Origin of the sequence: Moorena sp. SIO1G6 (assembly GCF_010672795.1) — a bacterium.
GTDB classification, from domain to species: Bacteria; Cyanobacteriota; Cyanobacteriia; order Cyanobacteriales; family Coleofasciculaceae; genus Moorena; species Moorena producens.
Map to the genome: position 1 here is coordinate 26,175 of NZ_JAAHFZ010000036.1, position 23,886 is coordinate 50,060.

Genomic DNA, 23,886 nt, shown 5'->3' on the forward strand with positions numbered 1-23,886 from the left:
ACTTGAGTAAAGTGGAATTAGAAAAAGCGATCGCTCAATCACTAAAACGATAAGTAGATAGAATTTAGAATTTAGAATTTAGAATTTAGAATTTAGTTGTAGGGTGGGCATTGCTTGAAATCAACCCCCAACCCAGGCAGAATTCATCTGAGCAATGCCCACCAACCAGGATACCTTAGGCCTGTTTCCAACTCCCAAACATTCTGGAATTTACATCAGTCTTTGCCCACCCTAGGGTATTGGTGGGCATTGCCCATATCATTGATAGCTGTTCAATCATGATATTCCGAGAGCAATGCCCACCCTACAATTTTACTTGAGTAAAGTGGAATTAGAAAAAGCGATCGCTCAATCACTAAAACGATAAGTAGATAGAATTTAGAATTTAGAATTTAGAATTTAGAATTTAGTTGTAGGGTGGGCATTGCTTGAAATCAACCCCCAACCCAGGCAGAATTCATCTGAGCAATGCCCACCAACCAGGATACCTTAGGCCTGTTTCCAACTCCCAAACATTCTGGAATTTACATCAGTCTTTGCCCACCCTAGGGTATTGGTGGGCATTGCCCATATCATTGATAGCTGTTCAATCATGATATTCCGAGAGCAATGCCCACCCTACAATTTTACTTGAGTAAAGTGGAATTAGAAAAAGCGATCGCTCAATCACTAAAACGATTAAAACGATAAGTAAAAAAGTTGGTGCTACAGGGAGCTATTCTATAATTCTTCATTCTACATTCTACATTCTTCATTCTTCATTCTTCATTCTTCATTATGATTGCTCACACGCCCCAATACTGACCCAACTGCTAGAACCATCATCCCAATGCTCTTTTTTCCAAATCGGAGCATTATGCTTCAAGGTGTCAATAGCATACTTACAAGCTGCAAAGGCTTCTGAACGATGAGGACAGCCAACAGCGACTAAAACGCTAATTTCCCCAATTTTTAAGCGACCGATGCGATGATGGATTACCACCCGATTCACATCAGACCATGAGGCACGAATCTGGGCAGCAATTGAGGAAAATACCCGTAATGCCATGGGCTCATAAGCTTGATACTCTAATGCTACCACTGGTTTCCCATCAGTCTGATTACGGACTGTGCCACTCATCATCACCACAGCTCCATTAGCCGGATCTTCAGCAAGGGCGTAAAGTTCTGATAGGGATAAGGGAGCGATGGTGATTGAAAAACTATCTACCGTTTGCTTTTCAGTGATCTTGGGCAGGGGAGTCATTGCCTGAGAATTCTAAGAAGTGTTAAGATTAGTAACAAAGTCAGCTATAATATAGTTTATTTATATTTTTTGGTTGGATTTAATCAATACCCAACCTTAGCCCCATGTTCCGATTTGTTTAAAATACTTTAAAAATTAGGAGCAGGTGCTCTAAATTCAGATAGTATACCTAAATAATATTCAAATAATATTAAATTAAATCAGAAGTTTTTTCTCTGACAAGGGCAATGATGGCGTTGTGGAGGGCTATTTCTCAGTAGCCCACAAACATCTGCCGTTAATCCATTGATGCTACCTATCCTTAACCTCAAGCTAATTCAAGTCAAGCTCATCCTAGCTGATCAGTGATCAGTCTTATCGTCTTGAGCAACAGCCAACCTAGGGCTGATCATAACTAGGGCTGATTATAACCCGTTTGGAGATTATTTGATGGCAGGAGGAGAAGAGGCTGATGAACCAGCAAAGCTGGCAGCCCAAAACTCTTATAAAAGAATTACTGACCCTGAGCTCCAACAGGCGTTTGATGATGTCACAGCATTAGCCGCACAAATTTGCCAAACGCCCATGGCTCTGATTACCCTGATTGACTGTTACTGTCAATGGTGTCAGTCTAATCTGGGCTTAGATGAAACGTCAATAAGTCAAAATACCTTTTTATCCGGCCATCGGATTGAGTCAGCTGAGGTATTGGTAGTTCAGGATACCCTGGCTGATCAACGGTTTGCCACTGATCCTTTAGTTACTGCTGAGCCTCATATTCGGTTTTATGCTGGAGTTCCCCTAATTACCTCTGAGGGATACCCTCTGGGAACACTTGCCGTAATCGATCAAGTGCCAAAGGAACTTCAGCCACAACAGTTAGCGGGATTACAAGCCTTAAGTCGTCAACTGATCAGCCAACTGGAGCTAAAACAACAGTTAGCGGATTTACAGCAGCCTCAGTTAGAAAACCAAGGTTTTGAACCTGAATTTACCCAGGTTGACCAAGAACTGCTGGATTTTTTAGAAAATGGCTGCGTTGGTCTCCATTGCGTAGATAGCAATGGCATCATCCTGTGGGCTAATCAGGCAGAGTTAGATCTGCTGGGTTACAACGCCGACGAGTATATCGGTCACCACATTGGTGAATTTTACCCGGAGCAAGAGGTAATTGAAGATATCCTGGCCAGACTAACTGCTGAAGAAACCTTAAAAAACTACGAAGCCAGACTCTTGTGCAAAGATGGCTCGATTCGCCATGTGCTGATTAACTCTAATGTCCTCTGGAAAAATGGCAAATTTGTCCATACCCGATGTTTTACTCGTGACATTACTGAATGGAAACGGATCCAGCAAGAACGCGATCGCTTTTTTGACCTCTCCCTGGATTTGCTGTGTATAGCTGGTTTCGATGGCTACTTTAAGCGCTTGAGTCCTTCCTTTACTAGCACCTTGGGTTACACCGAAGCAGAACTAAAAAGCACCACGTTTTTCAATTTTGTCCATCCCGATGACCGAGGAGCAACTAGGGCAGAAATAGAACAATTGGGGACTGGCATCCCTACTGTCTACTTCGAGAATCGCTATCGCTGTCAAGATGGGTCTTATAAATGGCTAGCCTGGGCTGCTTATCCAGTAGTGAACGATGGTTTAATTTATGCGATCGCACGGGACATTACCGAGGCCAAACAAAAGCAAGCCAGCCTCGAAGAGAGTGAAGCTCGCTTCCGGATGATGGCTGATCATGCCCCAGTAATGATCTGGATGTCAGGCACTGATAAACTTTATAACTTTTTCAATCAGCTTTCGTTGAACTTCACCGGTAAGACCCTCGAACTGGAATTGGGCCATGGCTGGGCTGAAGGGGTGCATCCTGATGACCTAGAGTGCAGCTTCAATACCTATATACGCGCCTTCGACGCCAGAGAAAATTTTCGCATGGAGTACCGCTTGCGACGTAGGGATGGGCAGTATCGTTGGATATTAGATATAGGCACTCCCCGATTTACCCCCAATGGGGACTTTGCGGGTTATATTGGCTCTTGCATCGATATCACTGAGCGCAAACAGGCGGAAGAAGCCCTACGTAGACAGGCTCTGATTGTTGAGAGTATCTTCGATGGGATCATAATCACGGACTTAGCAGGTAAGATAATTGATTGGAATCCTGCTTCAGCGCGAATATTCGGCTACACCAAAGCTGAGGTATTGGGTAAAACTCCGGGGATTTTGTACCCACCGGAAGAGGCGGCTGTTCTAACCGAGCAGATTATCCAGGAGATGACCAGTTCGGGACGTTGGTCTGGGGAGATTCACTTTATTGGCAAAGATGGCAAGTGTGGGGTGTGTGAAACGGTGGTAGTACCTCTTTATGATCAGCAAGACAATATGGTGGCAACCATTGGTCTAAACCATGATATTACCGAGCGGGAGCAAAATCAGCAGCAATTGTATCAGAGCGAGGCTCGCTATCGCGCTATTGTCGAAGATCAAACAGAACTCATCTGTCGTTTCCGTCCTGATGGAACTCTTACTTTTGTCAATGGTGCCTACTGTCGCTATTTCAGCAAGTCAGAGCAAGAGTTGATTGGGCAACGGTTTTTGCCATTGATTCCCGATCAGGATCTCAAAAGGCTAGAACAGTGTATTACTTCTCTAAGCCCGGAGAATCCGGTAGAAACGGTTGAACACCGGGTGATTATGCCCACAGGAGAGATTCGCTGGCAGCAGTGGAGCGGACGTGCCATCTTTAACGAGCATGGTCAATTAATTGAGCTCCAGGCAGTAGGGCGGGACATTACTGAACACAAGCACGCAGACGAGCAACTTTTGCAAAAGTCTCAGGCTCTGGAAACCTTCAGTAACAACCTCAAACACCTACATCGGCTGAATACCACCAATTACCAAAACTTTGAGCTGCTGTATGCTGACTATCTGGAGACGGGATGTGAAATTTTAGGGATGCCCACTGGCATTATTAGTCAAATACACCTTAATTCCTACACCATCCTGTCGGTCAGGTCTGATCTAGAAGGGTTAGTCTCTGGCTCAGAGTTTGAATTAAAAAATACCTATTGTGCTGTAGTCGTTCGCGAAAAAAAGACCATTTCCTATACTCATGTAGGTGAGATGGAGCTAATGCATGCTCATCCAGTCTACCAAACTCTAAAACTTGAGTCCTATATCGGGACTCCCATATTTGTCTATGGTGAAGTCTACGGCTCCCTCAATTTTTCCTCAACCCAGGTCAGAGAAAGGGATTTCCAGCCTCACGAACGGGAAATTGTAGAATTAATGGCTCAAAGTCTTGGTCGATTAATTGCAGCTCATCAAGCGGAAATAGAGCGCCAACAGGCAGAAGCTGCACTGCTCGGTAGTGAATCGACCCTGCGTAGTTTTTTCAACAGTTCCGCACTATTGATGGGGGTCGTGGAACTGTTGGATGATGACATCCTGCATATTTCTGATAATAACAGTACAGCGAATTTTTTCGGGACTACACCCGAGGCCATGCAGAATCGGTTAGCCAGTGAGTTGGGGGCACCCAAAACTCATATCCATCGGTGGATTACCCATTACCGAGAAAGCCAACAAAGCAATCAGCCCATTTCCTTCGAGTATGATCACACCACTGAAACCGATACCCGCTGGTTATGCGCCACTGTATGCCCAATTCCCGACACAACCACTCCTCGCCCCCGATTTTCCTATGTGGTGGATGACATTACTGAGCGTAAGTTAGCAGAGCAAGAACTCAAGCGCCAAAATCAGCGATCGCAATTGTTTTCAGAAATTACCCTGAAAATCCGCCAGTCTCTACAACTGGATCAGATTCTGCAAACGGCGGTTACAGAAGTGCAACAATTTCTCAAGGCTGACCGAGTTGTACTGTTCCAACTGAGTTTTGATGGCTGGGGGAAAGTGCTTCAAGAAGCAGTAGTACCTGGTTGGCCAATCATGCTCGGACAAAGCATCGAAGATCCTTGCTTTCATGAAGAGTACCTGGACCAGTATCGTCAGGGAAGGGTTAGCAACATCTGTGACTTAGAAAAATCTGATATCCAAGCTTGCCATGTAGAAATGCTGCAACAGTTTGGGGTAAAAGCTAACCTAGTGGTGCCAATTCAGCAACAAGACCAACTTTGGGGTTTGCTCATTGCCCATCAGTGTTCGAATCCACGACAATGGACTAACTTTGAAAGTGAATTGTTGCAACAACTGGCCGACCAAATTGGTATTGCCTTAGCCCAAGCCCAGCTTTTAGGAACAGAAACCCGTCAGCGTCAGGAACTTGCCCGTTCTAATGCTGAACTGCAACAGTTTGCCTATGTAGCATCCCACGATCTGCAAGAACCCCTGCGCAAGATTCAGGCATTTGGCGATCGCCTTCAGACAAAGTATCATGAACAGTTAACGGAGCAGGGTCAGGACTACCTGGAACGGATGCAGAATGCTGCAGCACGGATGCAGGTGTTAATCAATGACTTGCTTAGCCTTTCCCGGGTGACCACCAAGGCCAGACCTTTGGTTGCGACTGATCTGGCTCAAGTGGTGCAAGAGGTACTCTCTGATTTAGAACTACGTATCCAGCAATCTGGTGGCGTAGTGGAAGTCGGTGAACTACATACTATTGAAGCTGATCCCCTGCAAATGCGTCAACTGTTGCAAAACCTGATCAGTAACGGACTTAAATTCCGACCAGAACCAAGAGGTAACCTCGTTAAAATTTATAGCCAACTGCTTCAGGAAAGTTTTCCCTTAAGTTATGGAGGCGCAACCGTTAATCAGCGTTGTCAGATCATAGTCGAAGACAATGGTATTGGGTTTGACCCCAAGTATGGCAATCGCATTTTCCAAACCTTTCAACGGCTCCATGGTCGCAGCGAATATGAAGGAACCGGCATCGGTCTAGCTATCTGCCGTAAAATTGTGGAACGCCATAATGGTAGCATCATGGCAGAGAGCACACCAGGACAGGGGGCTAAGTTTATTGTTAGGGTGCCGATTAAACAAAATTGAAGCTGGAAGATTGTTCGCGTAGCGTGGCCGAAAGGCCAAGGTTAAAGGTTAAAGGTTAAAGGTTAAAGGTTAAAGGTTAAAGGTTAAAGGTTAAAGGTTAAAGGTTAAAGGTTAAAGGTTAAAGGTTAAAGGTTAAAGGTTTAAGCTTAAACGTTAAATAATGAAAACATACTAGTAGTTGAGTGACTAATCCATAAAATACTTCAAATTTACACCTTTATACTTCATAACCCCTTCATAATGCCTTTATAATTCCTTTATAATTTTTGGTCGAGGAGATAATGCTGAGTGAATGAAAGCCGAAATCCCGTGATAATTTTAATGGCAGATGATGATCCGGATGATTGTCTATTGGCAAGGGAGGCTCTGTTAGAGAGTCAGTTGACCGATGAGCTATACTTTGTCAGTGATGGCGAGGAATTGATGGATTATCTGTATCACCGTGGTAAACACAGGCAGGCGAGCATGTCCCCTCGTCCAAGTTTAATCCTACTGGATTTGAATATGCCGAAAAAAGATGGTCGTGAGGCCCTCAGAGAAATTAGGGCTGATCCTAATCTACGAGTTATACCAGTTGTAGTGCTGACTACCTCAAAGGCTGAAGAAGATATCTATCACAGTTATAACTTAGGAGCAAATTCTTTCATCGTTAAGCCTGTCACCTATAGTTCCCTAATTGAGGTGATGGAAACGTTAAAAAAGTACTGGTTGGACATCGCCGAATTGCCCCCCGAAGGGAATAGATTGCCCTAACAGACTACCATGAGTAAATACTCACAACCGCCAGCTGAACGTTCTGATGTTTCTACTGATGTTTCTACTGTATCACTAAAAACTGATCCACTCAGGACTATTTCCAAAACCGACCCTCATCAATGTTCGTTGATCACAAAGCCAGCAAATTGCTTACCCTTTTCAGAACTCAGAACTCACCACCCTCGACTAATTTCCTTCGATTCCTCTGGTGCCAGACCAATGTACAACCCTTTGGTTAACGTATTACTCGTTGATGATGACGAAGATGACTATATTATAACTCGTGATTTACTGTCGGAAAACCGGAGAGCTAGATTTAGCTTGACTTGGGTGGCAACCTATGCTAAGGGCTTAGAAATGATTGGTCAGAACCACCATGATGTTTATCTACTGGACTACCGTCTTGGTGAGCATAATGGACTTGAACTCCTAGGTGAAGCCATTGCCAGGGGGTGTACAGCACCGATTATCCTCCTAACTGCTCAGGGAGACCATGAGGTTGACATGGAAGCCATGAAAGCTGGGGCAGCAGATTACCTGGATAAGAGTCAACTTAGAGGACCTTTACTAGAGCGTTCCATCCGCTATGCCCTTGAGCGCCAGCAAGCGCAACAAAAAATTCGGGAACAAGCAGCGTTGTTGGATGTGGCAACCGATGCCATTCTGGTTCGGGATCTAGACAATACTATCTCATTTTGGAATAAAGGAGCGGAGTGTCTATACGGTTGGCAGGCAGCAGAAGTGATTGGAAAAAAAGAGCATCTACTGCTGTACGAACAAGCACCAGCTGACCTAGCCGAGGCAGACCAAAGTGTTGCCAAAACAGGGGAGTGGTATGGTGAGTTGAATCAAGTCACCAAAGATGGCAAAGAAATTATTGTTGAAAGTCGCTGGACTTTGGTGCAAAATCCTCAGGGACAGGCCAAATCAATCTTGATTGTCAATACTAATATCACTGAAAAAAAACAACTGGAAACCCAGTTTCTCCACGCTCAGCGCATGGAGAGCATTGGTACCTTAGCTGGGGGCATTGCCCATGATTTGAACAACTTATTAGCTCCTATTCTAATGTCAGCTCAACTGTTGCAGCTGAAAATCTCAGATCAGCGGCATTTGCAACTCCTAAAAACTGTAGAGAATAATGCTAGGCGGGGGGCTGGTTTAGTCAAGCAAGTTTTATCCTTTGCTCGGGGTATTACAGGTCAACGAACGGTTTTACAAGTCAGGCATTTGATTCGGGAAATTCGCCACATTATCCTAGAAACATTTCCCAGATCCATTGAATTGTCTACGGATATAGACCCCAATCTTTGGTCTGTATCTGGGGATGCCACACAACTGCACCAAGTTTTGATGAACCTCTGCATCAATGCTCGTGATGCTATGGTTGATGGTGGAACGTTGACATTGTCTGCTCAAAATATTTTTTTAGATCCAAACTATGCCAGGATGCATATTGATGCCGATGTCGGTCCCTACATTGTGGTGACCGTTGCTGATAGTGGCATTGGTATTCCCCTGAAAATACAGCCAAGAATTTTCGAGCCATTTTTCACTACTAAAGAAATCGGTCAAGGTACAGGACTGGGTTTGTCTACTGTCAGAGGTATTGTGAAAAGTCACGGCGGTTTTGTAAATGTGTATAGTGAAGTGGGCGTAGGTACTAACTTTAAAGTATATTTGCCAGCAGTAGAACACTTCCCAATTCCTTCCGAGGAAGAACTAGAACTACCGACAGGAAACGGTGAGTTGATTTTAGTGGTGGATGACGAAGCTGCTATTGGTGAGATTACCAAGACTTCCTTAGAAAACTATGGCTATCGGGTGATGACTAGCAGGGATGGTAGGGAAGCGATCGCACTCTATAGGCAACATCAGGATGACATTAAATTGGTGCTGATGGATATGATGATGCCGGTTATGGATGGACCAACAACCATCCTTCAATTGCGAGAAATTAACTCGCAGCTCAAAATTATTGGCATCAGTGGGTTGCCTATCAGTGATAAAGTCGATGCGGCGGCTGAAGCTGGGGTTAAGACCTTTTTGTCTAAGCCTTACACCGCTAAGGAATTATTGCAGGCTATTGATGGTGTGCTTAAAGGTAGTTAATTGTTATATAGCAGTTGTCAATTTGGTGAGTACAAAGTTATCGGTTTTAGGGAACAGCGGATCTGGGAACAGCGGATCTGGGAACAGAAACATTTCTTAACCTTTACTTCGACTGCTATAATTATTAAGTTTAATGGTTAATTATTTATTTCAGTTGTGTAAGCATTCAGCTATCAGCTATCAGCTTATGCGCTAAAGATGGTGCTACTTGAGGTGCTTTTATTCAAAAGCTGACGGCTGACGGCTGATAGCTGATAGCTGAATGGCTTTTGCCGTTAAAACTTGACTATAAGTTAACGATTACAGGGGAATGGTCGCTAGGTTTATCTAGTTTTCTCGGTTCTATGTCAATGGTACAACTAATCGCTTGATTGTAAAGATTGGGGGTTAGGTAGATATGGTCAATCCGCCAACCCCGATTACCCCGAAAGGCACGGGTGCGATAGTCCCACCAACTAAAATTACCCCCTTCTTTGGTAAATTTGCGAAAGGCATCCCCTAAACCTAGGTCTAAGACAGATTGTAGGGCTTGACGTTCTACTGGGGAAGCCATGATGTGCTTTTCTTTGCCTTTAGGATTATGGATATCCCGGTCTTCTAGGGCAATATTAAAGTCCCCACATACACAAAGTTCATGGGACTGTTCTTCTAGGATACTGTGTAAATAGTCCCGCAGTATCTTCAGCCAACGCAGCTTGTAGTCGTACTTCTCACTGTTGACCGAAGCCCCATTGGGAACATATAGGTTAACAATGCGGACGCCGTCTACTGTAGCGCTAATCACTCGCTTTTGTTCATCTAGGTCCCCCACCTGAGCTGTATCCAACACGGCAGCAAAGCCAGTACTTACGTCTGTGGCTGGTTTCCGGCTAAAGATGGCTACACCGTTATAGGATTTTTGCCCAGAAATATAAAGGTAATAACCCAATTCTTCAAAAAGCGATCGCGGAAACTGGGCATCAACTACTTTAGTTTCTTGCAGGCAAAGCACATCTACTTGGGTACGTTGCAACCAATCTATTACTTGAGCTTGGCGACTCCGAATTGAGTTGACGTTCCAGGTAGCGATTTTCATTAGTCCTACAGCTGATTAAATTTAGTCCAAAACAGACAGCAACTACCTCTACACCAGCATTGGGGAGCAAGATATATATGCCTTCCACTCAGACATCAAAACCAGAGTACCATAGTTTTAAAGAGGCGAGTTTAGGCGTAAATTCGCCAGATATTACGTCGGACAGATGACGCTAATCCCCTTCAACTAAATTGAAGGGGTTGATTACAGTTTTTGATAACAGTTGATTAGGAGCTTGAAGTTTTTTTGAGTAATGGATAATGGGGCTTTGGGTAATTTATTATATTACCTGTTACCTGTTACATTTTGCCTTGTATAAATTGGTGTTCTGCCACCAACCTCCCTAACTCAGGCAACAAAGCCAAGTTACGAGGTCGCTGGAGACGATAAACACTACACTGATTGGCAAGCTGAGCACACTGAAGAAGATGGGATGCTTTCTCAGAGTCAAATAAACTGTTTAGACGGGAGTGATGGGATAGTTCCATCACCGCCTCCTGAAGTTTCAGACGCTTAATACTCAACTGTGAACCTGAAACCAGTACATAGATGCACCGGATTGGTAGTAGCGCTTGGGTAAAATCCTGATTTAACAGATAGCCAGGTTTATTTAACTTCGGTACCAGCAGACCCAGCTTATCCTGGTCATATCCCAAAACCTTAGCTACTTCTCGACTTAGTTTAATTTGAGGAAAGCTAGGAGCAACTTTCGCTTTCCCCTGATCCAATCTCACAGGTGCAACATCATCAGTGATGATTCTGTATCCCTGAGTATGGAGTGCAGCAGCAATTGAAGACTTACCTTCACCGGAATTACCCAAGAAAACAACCGCACCACCATTAATATTGACTACACTGGCATGTAGCACCAACAATCCCCGCTGATAAAGCAGAATCGCCATCACAGTTCCCACTAGAGCCGTTTGAATGCGGCTCAGGCAGGCTCCTGCTGCGGGAATGATTATAATCGTGTTTCCCCCCTGTACCAGAAACAGCCCTGTGTCTTTGAGATAAATCACTGCCTCATCTCGACTCAACTGGAAAGCCATCGGCTGCTGGATAACTTCCTTTGGAATGTAGTCACTGATTTTGCGATTCGGCGATCGCGTAGCGTGGCCTACGGCCTCAGCCGACGCTACGCGAACGCATCCCGTACTGTAATCATTACTCTGAATGTGAATCGTAACATCACACTCTACTTCTGCTGGGATAAACTCTGGGATTGGTAGCGCCGAGTGGATTCCCAAACCATAAGCAACATAGGAAAACAGCTTTTGCTTGTTGCCACCCAAGGCTTTGCAATCCACTGATTGGCTGTCAATTTCGGAGATATCGCCAACTGAACACTTAGACATTGTCTTAGAGATTGTGCCATCCAAACTCATAATTAATTTCTCAAATAACTATTGCGCGTAGATGCAATCACTAGAAACTGATGCAGTAGTTTCTTGACTCCCCTTGATGAGCCATTGCAGTTCAGAAATTACTCTGGCATCCGTTGCTCAAGCCTAATTGTAGGGGCCCAAGGCTTGCTCCCTCACTATATGTAGCTAAGTTTTAGCTATTATGGTTTAGTAATTAGCTTTTTCAGCTTAAAATCTAATTATCGTTAATAAAGCCCAATAAATTGCTGAAATTATTAAGATTAATTAATTACGCAATAAAAACGTAAAACCAAGTCTTTTATATTTCAATAATCCCCCTAAATCTACCTTAATAAGGGAATTGAGGGTTTTCATTAGTGATTTGAGATATAGTACTGGTTCCAAATACCATTCTAAAATTTGGTTCACAGTCCATAGCTGATCAATCTAATGGCAGATTTTCACCCCGGTAGCATTTAGACTATCTTCAACGGATTTAGCTTGATAATTTTAGCCCTTCAAGTCAATTAAACTGTATCCTAATTAATCGATTTTTTCCACAAATACCTAAAATTTTAATAAAACTTAAATTCTTTACCAAAATAAAAATTATAAAAATCAGCTAAAACAATTAGCCATTATTAGAGATTTTACAAATGATTTGTAAACCGAGATCGTGATTTTTTTATAATTAAAAAAACTCGGTATTCTTTACCCCTGTTAGCAGATACCGAGTTCCGTGTTACCTAAAAGGTTTAATTTTATGTTCACATCTCAAATGGAAATGTTATAGCATTAGCTAGGGAGTAGGGAGTAGGGAGTAGGGAGTAGGGAGTAGGGAGTAGGGAAGTCAGAAGGTAAGCATTCAGCAGTCAGCAGTCAGCAGTCAGCGGTCAGCTTATTTTATTCAAAAGCACCGATTGCGCTACTTGAGGTGCTGCGCGAACAGTACCGTGGCACAGGCTAGAAGCCTGTGACCCATAAGCTAATAGCTGATAGCTGATAGCTGATAGCTGATAGCTGATAGCTGATAGCTGATAGCTGATAGCTGATAGCTGATAGCTGATAGCTGATAGCTGATAGCTGATAGCTGATAGCTGATAGCTGATAGCTGATAGCTCACTGCTTACCTTCAAGTTAGCGATAATTTTTAGCCTGAGTTTCAAACAAATGGGCATAAGTACCATCTAACTGCATCAGTTCCCCATGGGTACCGCTTTCTACAATTGAACCTTGGTCCATCACATAGATTCGGTCAGCCATTTTTACAGTAGATAAGCGATGGGTGATCAGAATAGCAGCTTGATCTTCGATCAGTTCGCGGAATTTCATAAACACCTCGTATTCTGCCTTAGGATCCATAGCAGAGGTAGGCTCATCTAATACAATAACCTGAGAGTCTCGTAGAAAAGCTCGTGCTAAGGCTATTTTCTGCCATTGACCAATACTAAGTTCTTCCCCTTGGTCAAATAATTTCCCCAGCATGGTATTATACCCTTGGGGTAAACTAGTGATAACGTCATCAGCACCAGAACGACGAGCAGCATCAATAATAGTTTCGTGATCTCGTGGCAAATCAATGTCCGCTAACCAGATATTTTCCTTAGCCGTAAAATTATATTTAGCGTAGTCTTGGAAAATCACACTGATTTGGCGGCGTAAGTCAGCTATTTTAAAATTGCGGATATCAATCCCATCAATGGTGATGCTGCCAGCGGTTGGATCGTACAAACGACACAAGAGTTTAATTAAGGTTGTTTTACCGGAACCGTTTTCTCCTACTAGGGCGATAGTTTCCCCTGGTCGCACTGTAAGGTTAATGTTTTTAAGTGCCTTACGAGTTGTAGTACCGTATTGGAAACTAACATGATCGAAAACAATACCACCGCTCATGGAGTGGGGAATTGGTTTCGGATAAGTTGGTTCAACAACGTTAGGTTTTAGATCCAAAAATTCGTAGAGGTTAGCTAAAAATAAGTTATCTTCATAAAGACCAGATATACTAGTTAATAACCCTCGAATATTATTTTGTCCCCGCTGCAATGCTTGGTGATAAAGCACTAAATCTCCTAATCGCAAATCCCCATGGACAGTTTGATAGACAATAAAGCCATAGACAGAAAAGATTAACATTCCCGCAACGGCTTGAGCACCAAAGTTAGCAAAGGAGCGTCCAGTGGCAATGGCTACTTTTTCCTTATAGAGTTGCTCTCGGATGCGACGATACCAGTCAGTAAAGAAAACCCCTAAATCAAACAAGCGAATTTCTTTAGCAAACTGGTCTGATGTTAGCATGTAACCTAAATACATGGATTGCCGTTCCATGGGTGTTTTTTTACGCTGCCAACGATAGATAACCCGAGAGTATTTTACCCGCACCACCATCGCGGGGATGGCAGCAATAAATAAAATCCCAGCAATTCCCCAATGGAGGGAGAGTAATAAACTCACCATCGCCAACAAGGAAATACTATTTTGAGCTATCTGTGTGACACGATTTAGGACTCGGGGCGGTCGGTAGGGCGCTTCTTGTTGAGCTCGTTGTAACGTATCGTAGTATCGGGCATTTTCGTAGTACTCCAAGTCAGCTTCTAGGGATTTATCATGAATAATCCCTTGCATGTAGTCAGTCACTCGCTGAGAGTGAGCAGTATTGACTACTTCAGCTAAGGAGTTGCAAAGAGTAGTGACAAGTGTAACTGTACCGGCTAAGATTAGGAAAAGTAAAACATCACGAAAGACGGCTTGTTTATCAGCAGTAATGAATCCGTCAGTTACTGTATCAATTATTAGTTTGGTAAGATAAATTGATAGTAGAGGTAATATCCCCTGAACCAGCAAAAGTCCTACGCGAGCTCCTGTCCAAAAGGGACTGCTTTGCCAGACTAGACGCAGTGCAGGCAAAAGGCGTAATGTTTGCTGGATTTTTGTTCTTAAGGTTTTGCCTGCTCCCATTTTTTGTGTTAAGGTTTAGTTGGTTAAAGGTTGAAGGTTAGTTGGTTAAAGGTTGAAGGTTAGTTGGTTAAAGGTTGAAGGTTAGTTGGTTAAAGGTTGAAGGTTAGTTGGTTGAAGGTTAGTTGGTTGAAGGTTGAAGGTTAGTTGGTTGACGGTTAGTTGGTTGAAGGTTGAAGGTTGAAGGTTAGTTGGTTGAAGGTTAGTTGGTTGAAGGTTGAAGGTTAGTTCGTTTAAGGTTGAAGGTTAGTTGGGTTAAGGTTACTTGGTAAAAGGCGTGAAGCTTTACTAGACCTCTTATAAAAGTATTGTCTTCATGCAGTCGTGAAGGTAAGAAACCACGCCAGTGCTGATCTGATTCCCTATCTCCCCATCTCCCTATCTCCCCATCTCTCCACACTTCCCACACTTCCCTCTCTTGTGCTATTCCCTGTTCCCGACTTCTGCAAGAACTTTAGTGTTGAGGGTATGGTTTTTACTACGATCAGAAGTAGTTAATTCTTCGATATCTTTCTCCACCAAGGCCACTAGATCAGGAAGTTCCATCAGATTAGGCTTTCTGGTGAAGCGACAGATAGATACAGTCTTAATCAGACTGGCGCACTGACGCAGATGAGTACTAACACAGTCTGGAGCAATTAGCACATCTACATCACGGCTATGACGGACTACTTCAGGGAAAGCTTGTTGAGGCGTTAGCTTGGTAATCTGATGTTGGTCTCCTTTGGCCAATACATAGAGCCGCTTCAGGGGTACAGCAGTGCGTTGAAACCCATCAGTGAATGTGTAGGAAAGCTTTGGTGCGTTTGGGTAAAGAGGAGGTAAGTTATTAGAATTGTGTCCTAGAGAATCTGCTGCTGATGGCCAAAGTTTAATCTGAGGAAAGCTAGGAATAATCAAAGGATAACCGTCATCAAGGTTGACAGGCATGACATCATCAGTTATAATCTGATAACCTTTACCATGAAAGGCTCCTGCTAAGGTGGATTTACCCCAGCCTGACCCACCCATGAATGCGATCGCTTGATTGTTGACCACAATGCTGCTAGCATGGAGTACTAGCAATCCGCGCTGTCGCAGCACCACAGACATACAAGCTCCAAGGATGTTAGGGCTGAGCTTAGAGTTGTCCGCTCCTGTCACAGGTTCGATAGTAATCTCTCGCCCATCTTCAATCAAAACCTTTGCTTTGCCATGCAATTCCCCAACAACACGGTTGCTCCAATTAGCTGTTTCTGGAGGAAGATGACTCAATTTCCCGAAACGTATGATCACATCAGGGGATCCATCAGACTCGATCAGCTCGAGTAAGGGAATCTCTGAGTGAATACAAAGGTTGTAGGCCGTATAGATGTACATAATTGATACTTAGGAGCAGGTTAAACTTGATCGGAGAACTTGATAGCAGAAAAGGCATCCCCTCACTCTAGCCAAGACCCTTCTGCTGAGTCAGTGTTGCAGGACTAACGAGTTGGGGATTCCTAGGCAACCTAAGTGGGAGTTGCCTAGGGATGATCTTGCTAGTAGTAGATAATTTAGTAGTAGATAATTTAGTAGTAAATAATGCCTTTGTCGCCCTTGGTGATAGCTCTACTAATATTCAGTACTTACCATCACCAGTGCTAATCGTATTACTGTAGTTTGAACGGATCACAATTATTATTGTTATCGCAGTTTAGGCTGCTTGAGCCATCTGATTCAGCTTGGGGATTAGCCACATCACCATTGAAAATCAGGACATCTGCAATCCGAGTATGCCCAGTGATTTGGGTTAGCTCCTCAATGGTGCCGTGAACCATAATCTCTGGTGTAGCGTAGCTCTTTTCCATGGTGTTTTCCTTTTGCTGACGGTAGCTTCAGGTAGTCACACCCTGATTTTAACTATTGATTAGTCGGCGTTGCTGATTCTGGGTATGGTTTTGCCCCCCTAGCCCCCCAAGCGAGGGATTGCTCGCTTGGGGGGAACAAAACTATCAAAGTCCCCCAGAATTGGGGGATTTAGGGGGCTTCAATAAAACCAAATGATCGCGCATTCATTCCTTAATTCAGCAACGCCGATTAGTCAGCATCACTAGTAGTAATCGTGTTACTGACGGTCTTCTAGTTTGAACGGATCACAATTACCATTATTGCAGTCTAGGCTGATTGAGTCGTTTGATTCAGCTGCGGGATTAGCCAAATCACCATTGAAAATCAGCACATCTGAAATCCGATCAGGTCCATTGATTTCGGTGAGCTCCTCAATAGAACCGTGAACAATCATCTCTGGAGTAGTGTAGGTTTTTACCATGGTGTTACTTTCCTTGTAATTTTTGTAGTTTAAGGTAGTTACACCCTGAATTAAACTATTGATTACTCATCATCAGTAGTAATCCTGTTAAGGTAGTTGGAACGGATCACAATTACCATTGTTATCGCAGTCTAGGCTGCTTGAGTCATCTGATTGAGCCTGGGGATTATTCAAATCACCATTGAAAATCAGGACATCTGCCATTCGATCAGGTCCACTGATTTCGGTCAGCTCTTCAATAGAACCGTGAACAATCATTTCTGGTGTAGTGTAGGTTTTTAGCATGGTGTTAATTTCGTTGTACTTATTGTGGGTTTAAGGTAGTCACACCCTGAGTTAAACTATTAATTACTCACTAATTACTCACTATCACCAGTAGTAATCCTGTTACGGTAGTTTGAACGGATCACAATTACCATTGTTATCGCAGTCTAGGCTGCTTGAGTCATCTGATTCAGCCGCAGGATTAGCCAAATCACCATTGAAAATCAGGACATCTGCAATCCGATCAGGCCCATTGATTTCGGTGAGCTCCTCAATAGAACCGTGAACAATCATCTCTGGTGTAGTGTAAGTTTTTAGCATGGTTTTACTTTCCTTTTGCTGATAGTAGTTTACGGTAGTTACAGCCTGAATTGGACTTACGGTGTTTCAAAGGTTGTGCCCAAACCACAATCCCAAGCAGATTCCCTGCCAAGTTAGACTTAGGGTGTCGCTTGGGTGCGGTCAAGCCACAAGGCCAAGATGATTCCCTGCCAGACTGTCATGCAGTCTTTTTCTCGCACCCTGCCTCCTGAGGTCATGCGTCGATGAACTTGTCTCAGAAAGTCTGTGTCAACGTACCCTTCAATGAGTTCAAGCTTATTCAAGATCACGTCGTCGAACACCTGACGATTTAGGGTGAGCAGACCGTGAATAAAGTTTGGACCCATATGGGCTTTGCCTCCTCGCCACTGGACAGCTTTTGGTAAAATATCTGCCATCCCACGGCGCAACACCATCCGACTCCATCCCTGGTAGAGTTTCTGCTCGGAAGGCAGTGCTAGACAGAATTCAAGTAACCGCTTATCCATAAAGGGATGACGAGCTTCGAGGGAAAATGCAGCATTGTAGCGGTCGAGCTGCTCTAGAATTAGGGGAAATATACCTTGGGTTAGATTACGCCAGTGGTCTTCTCTGACTGTAAGTGATGGTTGATCTGACTTGTCCAATGCTTGAATACGCTGATCAATACCAATGCGCTCAGCAAAGTTGCGGTTAACCAGAGGTGAAACAGAACTAGCTGACTTGTCTTGTCTGCGCCACTTTCGCCAAAGTTGGTTGATTGCTTCCGGAACTAACGCCTTGAGTCCATGATTGAGCAACAGGTGCTTACGGGAGATGCCAAAACGCTTGTGAATCTGATGTACAGCTTTTCCAAAGGCAATCCAGCGAAACTGCTTCGCCAGTGTTTTTAGGTGTAGGATACTGTAGTGTTTAAGCAAGCCTTGGGGTGAGTTACCAAAATGTTCAGAAAATGCTTCAGCTTCCTGGACAAAGGTTTCCCACTGTCCTTGATGGGCTAATTCTGTCAATCTAGACACACCATGAAACACGACATTATCGCCATCGAGACCATCTAAAACAATTCGCATCCCTGCTTGCTGAGCAGCTTGATTCAGTCGCCAAGGATAATGATGACTTGGGCCAAGTAAGGCTTCGTCTTCATACTCCCAAATTTCGTCAACGTCTGACAGCGGACCAAACTGATCAGCATGGACATAGTGGGGAATAAGTCCACCCTGTTCTAAAACCGCATTGATGAAGGGACGTTCATCACATTCCGTGACTTTGTCAAAAATGTTGGAGAAGCTGTGCAATTGAGCATCTCCTGTTTCAGCCAGTAGTTTCCTGGCTACACAAGTGATTGAGGAAGAATCTAATCCACCGCTCAAGTGAGAACCAATGGCAAAAGCACTACGGAGACGACAACGAACTGCTTCGGTAAAGATGTCACGAAATGCTTCAGCATAGGCTTCGTCAGAGTCTAATATTAGCTCACGATTGGGGTCTAGAGACCAGTAACAGTTTAGCTCTATTCCTGACTGACTAACGACCATGGTGTGAGCAGGAGGAAGCCGCAGAATCTCGTCATAGGTGGTGATGACTTTGTCTTCCATCATCAGGGCGACATAGTCAGCCATCCTGACTTCGTTAAGACGCTTTGGCACGAAGGGTAAACAGAAGAGTGCTTTGATTTCAGAGGCAAAAATAAACCCTTGACCGGATTGGTGATAGTAATAGAAAGGCTTAACCCCAACATGGTCTCTAGCACAGAAGAGGATCTGCTTGTGCTTATCCCAGATAGCGAAGGCAAAGTCACCTAATAGTTTTTCTGGACACTGCTCTCCCCATTTTTCATAAGCGGCTAATATCAGTTGGCTATCGGTAATTTTTTCTGCTGGACGGTCGTTCAACTCTAGAGCAACAATCAGTTCTTCTCGATTATCAATCCGAGCATCAGCAGTAATCACTAAATTTTTGGAGTGATTAACTAAAGGTAACTTTTCCAGCAGCGATTCAGGAGTAGTCCAAAGCATCCGATGACCGAGACCAACAGACCCCTCGCACCAGATATCTGCTCCGTCTGGTCCCCGGTGGGCAAGGATATCTAACATTTGCCCAATATTTTCCCGGTCTATTGGTTCTTGGTTGAGGTAGTAAATCCCTACAATGCCACTCATAGTTTGCCTCCTTTAAACGATGGTAGTGGAGTAAACCGTGAAAGGTCTCTGAGATAGCCGATCACAACCTGTCCTTGGTTTTCCACCCATGCATGAGCTTCTAATTTTCCTCCCTCCCCTTTGGCAACACCAATTCTGAGTTGAGGGGAGTAACCACAGCGACTCATTAGTACTTGTGTGGTTAATGCTCTAGCTAAACACTTAACACCACCTGGCATGTAGCGACTGCTGAGATTAACAGCTCCGACAATTTTGCTTAGGTTAGTTTGGTTTACGCTTTGAGCTTGAGGTGATGGCTGACTGATTTTTGCTACCAGTTGCCGCAATCTGTGAAATGGTAGTAACCATAGCCCTAGTCTGATTAATCCTAGTAAAATGAACGTGTTAATCACAAGTTGACGTTCTCTACTAGTAAGGCGCAAGAACTTACGCAACCGCTTCATCTTTTACCTCAATTAGCCCAACTGCTGCGAATTCTTGGAGTAATGCCAACAGATCGCGATCGCATTTTTCTGGCTCAACTTCGTACTCTGCTAGCAGTGCATTGCGAATTTCATCTAAAGTTTTCGGTTCCTGGATCAGATTCCAGATGCTAGCACCTACGGTATTCAAGCCATAGTAAACTCCCGACTTCATATCGAGGATGATTGCCTCTCCTCCAATATCAGAAGATAGTTGCTCTTGAGCTGCTACTACAATTGAATATTTTGAGATAGTACAATCCAAACTCATAATTTTTTATTCTCCAAGTAATTATTGCTGTTCTATAAAACTAGTGAGGTAATTATCTGGGCTTATAATTAATGGATTGAGAGTAATTACCCAAATTACTATCGTTGATTAGCCCGACCATGTCTTGATGCAAAGCGCGAGTGGGAGAAACCCCCGTGAGGCCACTGCATCGCTTGTTAAAATTAGTTAAGTCATGGTATAGTAGATACATAACTTGATCAGTTTGAGGAGTTAGTGGTGAGCTAGTTGCTCTAGTATTGGTTGCTCTAGTATTGAGGGATAAGCGCGTTTAGAAACGAGTTGTGAAAATTCATAACCCCAAAATCATTGCTAGTGCGGTCATCCTGCTCCCGCTAGAGTTCGCAACCTATTTATAATTGCTATAAGCAAATAGACATTTAAATTTAAGCTCGATCCACTTGTGCAAAAGCCGGTCCACCATCTCCCGATTTTGACCTATTCCTATCAGCCCAGATTCACAATTTAAATGTATAAATATTGTGTGAATAGTTTGTGAATATTGGTATTTATAGCAGAAGTCAGAAGTCAAACTCTTGCGCTTACTTAGGTTTGAGACTTTTGTCATGTCCTAACTGCCCTGGCGACTGCTATATAAGATTGAGTTACAGCATTTATACTGTTATGAAGAAGTCAGAATTGATAGGGAGTAATACTATTTAAAATTTAAGTTTTTTGATTTAATTTAACTGTAGCCTAATTCATCCAATAGTTAAACTAATTGTCGGAGATATTAATAAAACTTTAATTCTTTATTGAATTAATAAAAAAAGAGAGCAAACTCTGTAAATTATCCCCTTGATGATGTAAACAGTAAAACTATTTTATGGGATAAAAGTAAATTTACAAGGTTGGAGGTGGAGTTAAAGAGCGATCGCATTTTAATCCGATAGACAATCCCCCACACATTTGGAGCAATCTTTTGTAACATTGGTTCACAGCCACCGAAATCAGCTGATGATAAATTCATAATTAACTCTAATTAACTCTTTGTTGTCATCACTTTAATTTTTCCTTGCCTTCAATTAAATGTTCTCTCCCTTCCAAGTAAATTCCGGACAGTTTTTCAGAAAAACTTTTGCTGCTATATAAGGTCAGGATAAGGGCAGTGAAGCTAACAGCCTATGGGCTACGCCCACGCTACGCCAACAGCTCAGGGCGTTTTTATCTGGGTTGTAAACACCTTATGGCAGGAATTGGCTTGCATTTAAGAGGCAAAAGGCAAGATGGGAAAGAGATACAGAGTTTTATTGGACAAGAAAACAAGACCATACAAATTTACATCTCATTTGGAAATGCTATAACAGTCTTTAGCTTTGAGCTAGTGTTCTGGTAGCTGCAGTGGTAAATAAAAACAGCAAGTAGGAGCGCACGCCGTGCGCCCCTATCAGATAAGTGGGTTTGGTGACCAGTTTTGTGTCAGTCTTGACCCAGTGATACCGGAATACAACCGAAATACCACCACCATACCATTGAACGGTAACAGTATCAATCCGATCGACTGTCTCCAAACCTGTCCAACAGTTCCTGACGGGACAAGTTGGACAGGTTAAGCAGCACCTGAGTACGCTCTGTGATCGGCAACTGCATCAAAGGCTCAATGGTTCGGGATAATTCGAGATCAACAGTGCCAAATCGCCCTGCTAGTAGATTTTCCACCATCAGGCGCTGTCCCTCTAAATTTCCTTGTTCCTTGCCTTGTTCCCGGCCTTGCTCTAAGGTTTCTTCCCGCCAACGCAAATAAGCTGGTGATAAATTCATAATTAACTCCCTGTCGTCTTCAGTTAAATCTTCACTTTCTCCTATTTTGTCTATTTTGATGCGCCAGTTAGCCAGAATCTCTAAGATGTTACGTCGTTTTGGGTGTCGATCAGGCAGTGCCAGCAACTCATTAATGGCTTGCGCTTGAGTGCGATCGCGTCCCAAAATTCTTAACCACAGGGTTTCTTCGGTAACAGGTAGCTGGTTAATGGCCACCAGGGCTGTGTTGAACCACTCAGGCAAAAAGTAAACTCCTTTGACCCAATTACCGGAATTATCAAGTTTTGCACCAAACCCGTTCAACAGCTGGCCTGAACAGGAAGGGGACAAAATCCATAAACAGGGCAAATCGGTTTCACTGATCAGGTTTTTCTCTCGTCGTGCCTTCCGCTGTAGGTCACTGTAGAGGGCAAACAACTTCAACAGGCAATTGCGCACTGCCATGATTCCTGTAGCATTGCGGAACGGTTCCAATAAACAGGCGGTTGATGCCATCTGACCGAGCAATCCAATTTCCTGGGGTGCTGTGGATTCAGAAGCTGTTGGTAGAAACCAAATATCCACTTGACGCACTTCACTGGTTAGTTCTCGGCTGACTTCTACCTGACCGTGAGCTGTTAACAACTCCGTTAGATACTGTTTGGCAAATTGATCATGAGGCTGTCGGGTCATTAATCCTAACTCTTTGGGGTTGGTGTTAGTAGCCTTTCACCGATCAACTGGCAAAAAACAGATCCATATGATCTTGACATTTTAGACTTTTACCCCATAACCCAAGCTAAGGGCGCAAGGGAAGCGCCCCTAAAACTTCTGAAATCGAACTGAGCTTGGAATACCACCGCAATCCCATTGAACGGTAACAGTATCAATCCGATCGACTGTCTCCAAACCTCTCCAAAAGTTCCTGACGAGACAGGTTAAGCAGCACCTGAGTACGGTCTGTGATCGGCAACTGCATCAAAGGCTCAATGGTTCGGGATAATTCGAGATCAACAGTGCCAAACCGCCCTGCTAGTAGATTCTCCACCATCAGGCGCTGTCCCTCTAAATTGCCTTGCTCTAAGGTTTCTTCCCGCCAACGCAAATAAGCTGGTGATAAATTCATAATTAACTCCCTGTCGTCTTCAGTTAAATCTTCACTTTCTCCTATTTTGTCTATTTTGATGCGCCAGTTAGCCAGAATCTCTAAGATGTTACGTCGTTTTGGGTGTCGATCAGGCAGTGCCAGCAACTCATTAATGGCTTGCGCTTGAGTGCGATCGCGTCCCAAAATTCTTAACCACAGGGTTTCTTCGGTAACAGGTAGCTGGTTAATGGCCACCAGGGCTGTGTTGAACCACTCAGGCAAAAAGTAAACTCCTTTGACCCAATTACCGGAATTATCAAGTTTTGCACCAAACCCGTTCAACAGCTGGCCTGAACAGGAAGGGGACAAAATCCATAAACAGGGCAAATCGGTTTCACTGATCAGGTTTTTCTCTCGTCGTGCCTTCCGCTGTAGGTCACTGTAGAGGGCAAACAACTTCAACAGGCAATTGCGCACTGCCATGATTCCTGTAGCATTGCGGAACGGTTCCAATAAACAGGCGGTTGATGCCATCTGACCGAGCAATCCAATTTCCTGGGGTGCTGTGGATTCAGAAGCTGTTGGTAGAAACCAAATATCCACTTGACGCACTTCACTGGTTAGTTCTCGGCTGACTTCTACCTGACCGTGAGCTGTTAACAACTCCGTTAGATACTGTTTGGCAAATTGATCATGAGGCTGTCGGGTCATTAATCCTAACTCTTTGGGGTTGGTGTTAGTAGCCTTTCACCGATCAACTGGCAAAAAACAGATCCATATGATCTTGACATTT

The 23,886-nt window shown here is 43.7% G+C and carries 20 protein-coding genes and 1 pseudogene; 5 read left to right on the forward strand and 16 right to left on the reverse strand.

The genetic code is table 11. The features are described 5' to 3' along the window. Nucleotides 1–775 precede the first annotated feature (775 nt). Entirely contained in the window at nt 776–1,246 is a 471-nt protein-coding gene (locus tag F6K63_RS25860) for a molybdenum cofactor biosynthesis protein MoaE (protein ID WP_008186028.1), read from the reverse strand. Between the two features lie 429 nt (nt 1,247–1,675). Here F6K63_RS25860 and F6K63_RS38000 point away from each other — a divergent pair. From F6K63_RS38000 to F6K63_RS25875, 4 genes and pseudogenes are all read left to right on the forward strand, one after another. Beyond that, nucleotides 1,676–4,528 (forward strand): annotated as a pseudogene (locus F6K63_RS38000) (PAS domain S-box protein); the annotation flags it as partial. Then, nucleotides 4,520–6,244 (forward strand): PAS domain-containing sensor histidine kinase, encoded by a 1,725-nt coding sequence (locus F6K63_RS38005; protein WP_502708360.1) that lies wholly within the window; start codon nt 4,520–4,522, stop codon nt 6,242–6,244. The pseudogene F6K63_RS38000 and the gene F6K63_RS38005, both read left to right, overlap by 9 nt. 321 nt (nt 6,245–6,565) lie before the next feature. Next, on the forward strand, nt 6,566–6,997 hold the full coding sequence (locus F6K63_RS25870; RefSeq protein WP_008186031.1) for a response regulator: 432 nt from the start codon (nt 6,566–6,568) through the stop codon (nt 6,995–6,997). Between the two features lie 222 nt (nt 6,998–7,219). After that, the gene (locus F6K63_RS25875; protein WP_502708361.1) at nt 7,220–9,112 is read left to right on the forward strand and encodes a hybrid sensor histidine kinase/response regulator; all 1,893 of its coding nucleotides are present in this window, start codon (nt 7,220–7,222) and stop codon (nt 9,110–9,112) included. Nucleotides 9,113–9,398: 286 nt separating this feature from the next. Here F6K63_RS25875 and xth read toward each other — a convergent pair whose 3' ends face one another. From xth to F6K63_RS25900, 5 genes are all read right to left on the reverse strand, one after another. Then, nucleotides 9,399–10,187 (reverse strand): exodeoxyribonuclease III, encoded by a 789-nt coding sequence (gene xth, locus F6K63_RS25880; protein ID WP_287313485.1) that lies wholly within the window; start codon nt 10,185–10,187, stop codon nt 9,399–9,401. Nucleotides 10,188–10,486: 299 nt separating this feature from the next. After that, a complete protein-coding gene (locus F6K63_RS25885; protein WP_008186039.1) occupies nt 10,487–11,542 on the reverse strand; it encodes a P-loop NTPase family protein in 1,056 nt (351 codons plus the stop codon). A gap of 1,146 nt (nt 11,543–12,688) precedes the next feature. Then, nucleotides 12,689–14,506, reverse strand: a complete 1,818-nt coding sequence (locus F6K63_RS25890; protein WP_287313486.1) for an ABC transporter ATP-binding protein — start codon at nt 14,504–14,506, stop codon at nt 12,689–12,691. Between the two features lie 199 nt (nt 14,507–14,705). Then, nucleotides 14,706–14,912 (reverse strand): hypothetical protein, encoded by a 207-nt coding sequence (locus F6K63_RS25895; RefSeq protein WP_287252895.1) that lies wholly within the window; start codon nt 14,910–14,912, stop codon nt 14,706–14,708. A 14-nt stretch (nt 14,913–14,926) separates the two neighbouring features. Then, nucleotides 14,927–15,862: a hypothetical protein gene (locus F6K63_RS25900; protein ID WP_008188033.1), complete on the reverse strand. Its 936-nt coding sequence runs from the start codon at nt 15,860–15,862 to the stop codon at nt 14,927–14,929. A 152-nt stretch (nt 15,863–16,014) separates the two neighbouring features. On the opposite strand from F6K63_RS25900, the gene F6K63_RS25905 reads away from it, so the two are divergent. After that, entirely contained in the window at nt 16,015–16,143 is a 129-nt protein-coding gene (locus F6K63_RS25905) for a hypothetical protein (protein WP_267872087.1), read from the forward strand. Here F6K63_RS25905 and F6K63_RS25910 read toward each other — a convergent pair. From F6K63_RS25910 to F6K63_RS25955, 10 genes are all read right to left on the reverse strand, one after another. Continuing rightward, nucleotides 16,135–16,332: a lasso peptide gene (locus F6K63_RS25910; RefSeq protein WP_008188034.1), complete on the reverse strand. Its 198-nt coding sequence runs from the start codon at nt 16,330–16,332 to the stop codon at nt 16,135–16,137. The genes F6K63_RS25905 and F6K63_RS25910 overlap by 9 nt on opposite strands. 257 nt (nt 16,333–16,589) lie before the next feature. Next, nucleotides 16,590–16,793, reverse strand: a complete 204-nt coding sequence (locus tag F6K63_RS25915; protein WP_008188035.1) for a lasso peptide — start codon at nt 16,791–16,793, stop codon at nt 16,590–16,592. 87 nt (nt 16,794–16,880) lie between these two features. After that, the gene (locus tag F6K63_RS25920; RefSeq protein ID WP_008188036.1) at nt 16,881–17,078 is read right to left on the reverse strand and encodes a lasso peptide; all 198 of its coding nucleotides are present in this window, start codon (nt 17,076–17,078) and stop codon (nt 16,881–16,883) included. 102 nt (nt 17,079–17,180) lie between these two features. Continuing rightward, nucleotides 17,181–17,378, reverse strand: a complete 198-nt coding sequence (locus tag F6K63_RS25925; protein WP_008188037.1) for a lasso peptide — start codon at nt 17,376–17,378, stop codon at nt 17,181–17,183. Between the two features lie 119 nt (nt 17,379–17,497). Next, nucleotides 17,498–19,516, reverse strand: a complete 2,019-nt coding sequence (locus F6K63_RS25930; protein ID WP_008188038.1) for a lasso peptide isopeptide bond-forming cyclase — start codon at nt 19,514–19,516, stop codon at nt 17,498–17,500. Then, a complete protein-coding gene (locus F6K63_RS25935) occupies nt 19,513–19,959 on the reverse strand; it encodes a lasso peptide biosynthesis B2 protein (protein ID WP_008188039.1) in 447 nt (148 codons plus the stop codon). The genes F6K63_RS25930 and F6K63_RS25935 overlap by 4 nt, the downstream gene beginning before the upstream one ends. After that, the gene (locus F6K63_RS25940) at nt 19,943–20,248 is read right to left on the reverse strand and encodes a PqqD family peptide modification chaperone (RefSeq protein WP_008188040.1); all 306 of its coding nucleotides are present in this window, start codon (nt 20,246–20,248) and stop codon (nt 19,943–19,945) included. The genes F6K63_RS25935 and F6K63_RS25940 overlap by 17 nt, the downstream gene beginning before the upstream one ends. Nucleotides 20,249–21,056: 808 nt before the next feature. Next, nucleotides 21,057–21,236 carry a hypothetical protein gene (locus tag F6K63_RS25945; protein WP_287252886.1) on the reverse strand — a complete coding sequence of 60 codons (180 nt, stop codon included), beginning with the start codon at nt 21,234–21,236 and terminating at the stop codon, nt 21,057–21,059. Between the two features lie 518 nt (nt 21,237–21,754). After that, a complete protein-coding gene (locus F6K63_RS25950; protein WP_008188042.1) occupies nt 21,755–22,699 on the reverse strand; it encodes an RpnC/YadD family protein in 945 nt (314 codons plus the stop codon). A 193-nt stretch (nt 22,700–22,892) separates the two neighbouring features. Beyond that, the gene (locus F6K63_RS25955) at nt 22,893–23,804 is read right to left on the reverse strand and encodes a hypothetical protein (protein WP_008188043.1); all 912 of its coding nucleotides are present in this window, start codon (nt 23,802–23,804) and stop codon (nt 22,893–22,895) included. Nucleotides 23,805–23,886 lie beyond the last annotated feature (82 nt).

Coding starts and splice junctions, on each gene's coding strand:
- F6K63_RS25860 (WP_008186028.1), bottom strand. CDS start 1,246: ATGACTCCCCTGCCCAAGATCACTGAAAAGCAAACGGTAGATAGTTTT.
- F6K63_RS38005 (WP_502708360.1), top strand. CDS start 4,520: ATGGCTCAAAGTCTTGGTCGATTAATTGCAGCTCATCAAGCGGAAATA.
- F6K63_RS25870 (WP_008186031.1), top strand. CDS start 6,566: ATGGCAGATGATGATCCGGATGATTGTCTATTGGCAAGGGAGGCTCTG.
- F6K63_RS25875 (WP_502708361.1), top strand. CDS start 7,220: ATGTACAACCCTTTGGTTAACGTATTACTCGTTGATGATGACGAAGAT.
- xth (WP_287313485.1), bottom strand. CDS start 10,187: ATGAAAATCGCTACCTGGAACGTCAACTCAATTCGGAGTCGCCAAGCT.
- F6K63_RS25885 (WP_008186039.1), bottom strand. CDS start 11,542: ATGTCTAAGTGTTCAGTTGGCGATATCTCCGAAATTGACAGCCAATCA.
- F6K63_RS25890 (WP_287313486.1), bottom strand. CDS start 14,506: ATGGGAGCAGGCAAAACCTTAAGAACAAAAATCCAGCAAACATTACGC.
- F6K63_RS25900 (WP_008188033.1), bottom strand. CDS start 15,862: ATGTACATCTATACGGCCTACAACCTTTGTATTCACTCAGAGATTCCC.
- F6K63_RS25905 (WP_267872087.1), top strand. CDS start 16,015: ATGATCTTGCTAGTAGTAGATAATTTAGTAGTAGATAATTTAGTAGTA.
- F6K63_RS25910 (WP_008188034.1), bottom strand. CDS start 16,332: ATGGAAAAGAGCTACGCTACACCAGAGATTATGGTTCACGGCACCATT.
- F6K63_RS25915 (WP_008188035.1), bottom strand. CDS start 16,793: ATGGTAAAAACCTACACTACTCCAGAGATGATTGTTCACGGTTCTATT.
- F6K63_RS25920 (WP_008188036.1), bottom strand. CDS start 17,078: ATGCTAAAAACCTACACTACACCAGAAATGATTGTTCACGGTTCTATT.
- F6K63_RS25925 (WP_008188037.1), bottom strand. CDS start 17,378: ATGCTAAAAACTTACACTACACCAGAGATGATTGTTCACGGTTCTATT.
- F6K63_RS25930 (WP_008188038.1), bottom strand. CDS start 19,516: ATGAGTGGCATTGTAGGGATTTACTACCTCAACCAAGAACCAATAGAC.
- F6K63_RS25935 (WP_008188039.1), bottom strand. CDS start 19,959: ATGAAGCGGTTGCGTAAGTTCTTGCGCCTTACTAGTAGAGAACGTCAA.
- F6K63_RS25940 (WP_008188040.1), bottom strand. CDS start 20,248: ATGAGTTTGGATTGTACTATCTCAAAATATTCAATTGTAGTAGCAGCT.
- F6K63_RS25945 (WP_287252886.1), bottom strand. CDS start 21,236: ATGAATTTATCATCAGCTGATTTCGGTGGCTGTGAACCAATGTTACAA.
- F6K63_RS25950 (WP_008188042.1), bottom strand. CDS start 22,699: ATGACCCGACAGCCTCATGATCAATTTGCCAAACAGTATCTAACGGAG.
- F6K63_RS25955 (WP_008188043.1), bottom strand. CDS start 23,804: ATGACCCGACAGCCTCATGATCAATTTGCCAAACAGTATCTAACGGAG.